This is a genomic window from Myxococcus vastator, assembly GCF_010894475.1.
GTDB classification, from domain to species: domain Bacteria; phylum Myxococcota; class Myxococcia; order Myxococcales; family Myxococcaceae; genus Myxococcus; species Myxococcus vastator.
Map to the genome: position 1 here is coordinate 1 of NZ_JAAIYB010000640.1, position 3607 is coordinate 3607.

The window sequence follows — 3607 nt, forward strand, 5'->3', positions numbered from 1 at the left end:
GTGCTGTGAAAGCGGGGGGGAACGCGGAGGACCTGGGGGGACAGGAACTGGAGGCGTTCGACGAGAGCGACTTCGAGTTCCGTATCGCCAGCTTCTGAGTTCGGCGCGCGGGGGGAGGAAGGGGCCGCGCCCCAGGCCCTCCGCCTCCAGAGACTCCAAGGGCTCTGGAGGCGGAGGCCCCCTGGCTTTCATGCGATACGGTGCGGGCTCCTTCTCGATGGGAGTCCTCACATGAAGTCCGTGAAGTGGGCGGCCTTGCCGCTGTTGCTGCTGGCCGCCTGTGCCACCACGGGGCGCCAGGGCCCCGCTGACGACTCGCCGCCGCGCCTCATGTCCTGGTCAGAGCAGATCGCCGAGCGCGAAGCCTGGCTGGAGAAGCGCCACGGCATGCTGCTGGACATGATGCGCCGCCATGGCGTGGGCATGTGGGTGGTCGTCAACGAGGAGTTCCACGACGACCCGCTCACCCAGTTCATCGCGCCGCCGCGGCCCTACGCGGGCAACCGGGACATCTTCGCGTTCGTCGACGCCGGGCCCGAGGGCCTCAAGCGCGTCGCGCTCTCCAGCTACTCGGAGGCCACGCTCGCGCGCTTCTTCGAGCTGCCCGAGGAAGGGCGCAAGCCGCAGGAAATCCTGGCGGACCTGAACACGCGCTACCAGCCCCGGACGATTGCCCTGGGCATTGGCGGCAAGCGCGGGGTGACGCGCAGCCTGACGAAGGACAGCTACGCCTTCCTGGTGGAGGCCCTGGGCGCGGAGGCGGAGGCCCGCTTCGTGAGCGCCGCGCCGCTCATCGAGGAGTACCTGGACACGCGCCTCCCCGAGGAGTGGCTGCACTACCAGCGGCTGGTGATGCTGACGGAGGCCGTGGTGAAGGAGGCCTTCTCGCCGGAGGTGGTGGTGCCGGGGAAGACGACCGTCGGTGACGTGCGTCGCTTCCTCTATGACAGGCTCTGGGCGCTGGGCGTGGACACCTGGTTCCAGCCGGACCTGCGCGTGCAGCGCAAGGGCCTGGACGGCTCGAGCTCGCGAGGCTTCCTGGCGCCCGCGAAGGAGGACGTCGTCATCCTCCGCGGCGACCTGCTGCACGTGGACTTCGGCATCACCTACATGGGGCTGAACTCCGACTGGCAGAAGATGGCCTACGTGCTGAAGGAGGGTGAGACGGACGCGCCGGAGGGGCTCAAGCGGGCGCTGGCCAACACGATGGAACTCCAGGACGCGCTGATGCTGCGCGCCTCCCGTCCGGGCCGCACGTCCGCGCAGGTGTACACGCAGACGATGGCGGAGATGAAGGAGAAGGGCATCGAGGCCATGGTGTACAGCCACCCGCTGGGCAATCAGGGCCACGCGCTGGGCGCGAGCATCGACTTCCGTTCGGCGAGCCGGCAGGAGGAGTCCAAGACGCTGCGCCTGGGCTCGTACATCGCCATCGAGCTGAACACCGCCACCGCGGTGCCGGAGTGGGACGGGCAGAAGGTCTTCGTGATGCAGGAGGACCCGGCCTACCTCACCGAGGAGGGCTGGAAGTTCTTCGTGTCGCGGCAGGAGTCATTCTACCTCCTGGGCCGCGGCGGCAAGGGCGTGACGACGCGCGGGATGCCCATGCTCTGAAGCCCCTGTCTACGCGCCTCGCCCGCTGACGTCCGCCCAGGTGAGGCCGAAGCGGGCCAGGTACTTCTTCAGCCGGTCCGCGTCGTTGACGCTCTTCTTCTGGGCGCGTGACTGTGCGAACAGCACGCGCCCCGCGTCCGACAACGAGCGTGACGCCCGGCAGACGCTCAGCACGTCCGCGAGCTGGACCCGGTCGAAGCGGTCCAGCTCGCTGGCGAGATTCTCTCCCAGCACCTCCGCGACCCGGTCCCCGGAGACGACTGACGCCTTCGCTCCGGAGGGCCGCCACTGCTCGCGGAGCCGTTCGAGCTCCTCGTCCACCACGTCCCGGGTAATCCGCCCGCCCGCCGCCAGCGTGGCCATGCGCAGCACCGCCGCGTTGAGGTCCCGGAAGTTGCCCGCCCACCGCGCCTCGGAGGACGTGGCGAAGGCCAGGAAGTGCGCCTGGGCCTCCTTGTTCATGGTGACGCGCGTGCCCACGGCTTCCGAGGACTGGTCCAGCTCGAAGAGCAGGTTGGGTGGGATGTCCTCTGGACGCTCGCGCAGCGCGGGCAGCCGGAAGGTCCACAGGTTGATGCGCGCGAGCAGGTCCTCGCGGAAGCGCCCGCGCTCGACCTCGACCTGGAGGTCCCGGTTGGTGCCGGCGATGAGCTGGAAATCGCTCTCCACCTCGCGGTCCGCGCCCACCGGCAGGAAGCGCTTGTCCTCCAGCGCGCGGAGGAGCATGGCCTGCTCGTCCGCGCCCAGCTCGCCGATTTCGTCCAGGAACAGCACGCCGCCGTTCGCCTGTCGCAGCAGCCCGGGCCTGTCGCTCAGCGCACCCGTGAAGGCGCCCTTCACGTGGCCGAAGAGGGCGGACATGGCGCCGTCGCCCCGGAGCGTGGCGCAGTTGAGGTCCACGAAGGGGCCCGCCACGCCGCGCCGCGCCTTCTTCAGCGCGTAGATGCGCCGCGCGAGCTGCGACTTGCCCGCGCCGGTGGGGCCGGTGATGAGCAAGGGCGCGCGGGACTGGACGGCCACCTGCTCGATGCGCTCGATGAGGCGGTTGAACGCCGCGTTGCGGGTGTCGATGCCTGACTTGAGGAAGGCCAGGCCTTCGCGCTGCTCCTGCCGGAAGCGCGCGGCCAGGGTGTCGTACTGGGACAGGTCCAGGTCGATGAGGGTGTGCGTGCCCGCCCCCGCGCGGTCCCTGGGGTCGGGTGACACCTGGACCAGCTTGCCGGGGATGAGGCGGCTCTCCACCAGCAGGAACATGCAGATCTGGGCGATGTGCGTTCCCGTGGTGATGTGGACCAGGTAGTCCTCCGCCTCGGGGTTGAAGGCATAGCCGCGCACGTAGTCGAGCAGCGCGCCGTAGGTCTCCTCCAGGTCCCATGGGTTCCGGAGGTCCAGGACCTTGCCCCGCACCTCCGTCTCCGGTGACACCTGCCGGATGTCCCCCGCCAGCGTGGCCGCGAGCGAGGTCGCGTTCGGCGGATGCAGCAGCTCCAGCCGGTGCACCAGCAGGTCCTCCTGCTGGCACAGCGCCACCGTGGGCCGCCACCGCCCCCAGCGCTGCGGCCCCTGCCCGTTGTCCAGCGTCGTCCCGAGCATCCCCAGGACGACCGTCTTGCGCGCGCGCGATTTCGCCATGCAGATAGGATTTTATCCAACGAGATAGGCAATGCCAGCTCGCCGGGAGGGCCTCCCTCGGAAGCGGTGTTGGCACGGCGGCTGCTCTAGGTCTCCTCCGTGACCGGGACCCAGCGCCCGGCGGACGACTGAACGGTGGAGACGATGAGCCGCGACAACGGGAACTACGAGGTGCTGTCGGACGAGGCGGGCCGCCCCATCAAGGCGTGGACGGTGGGGGTTCCGTTCGAGGAGGAGGCGAAGAAGCAGCTCCGCAACGTGCGCGGCCTCCCCTTCATCCACAAGTGGGTCTCGGTGATGCCGGACGTGCACCGTGGCTACGGCGCGACGGTGGGGAGCGTGGTCCCCACGGTGGGGGCGG

Annotated in this window: 3 protein-coding genes; 2 read left to right on the forward strand and 1 reads right to left on the reverse strand. The window is 69.6% G+C overall.

Features of this window, described 5'->3' with window-relative positions; translation table 11 throughout:
• The first annotated feature begins 231 nt into the window (after positions 1 to 231).
• On the forward strand, positions 232 to 1614 hold the full coding sequence (locus tag G4D87_RS35350; protein WP_163787114.1) for a M24 family metallopeptidase: 1383 nt from the start codon (positions 232 to 234) through the stop codon (positions 1612 to 1614).
• Positions 1615 to 1623: 9 nt separating this feature from the next.
• On the opposite strand, the gene rtcR is transcribed toward G4D87_RS35350, so the two are convergent.
• Positions 1624 to 3246: an RNA repair transcriptional activator RtcR gene (gene rtcR, locus G4D87_RS35355; RefSeq protein ID WP_163787116.1), complete on the reverse strand. Its 1623-nt coding sequence runs from the start codon at positions 3244 to 3246 to the stop codon at positions 1624 to 1626.
• A gap of 144 nt (positions 3247 to 3390) precedes the next feature.
• On the opposite strand from rtcR, the gene G4D87_RS35360 reads away from it, so the two are divergent.
• On the forward strand, positions 3391 to 3607 hold a 217-nt coding region (locus G4D87_RS35360; RefSeq protein ID WP_163787118.1), incomplete at its 3' end, for an RtcB family protein.

What these genes read in the sequence shown, in the direction of transcription:
- G4D87_RS35350 (WP_163787114.1), top strand. Translation starts at nt 232, where the DNA reads ATGAAGTCCGTGAAGTGGGCGGCCTTGCCGCTGTTGCTGCTGGCCGCC.
- rtcR (WP_163787116.1), bottom strand. Translation starts at nt 3,246, where the DNA reads ATGGCGAAATCGCGCGCGCGCAAGACGGTCGTCCTGGGGATGCTCGGG.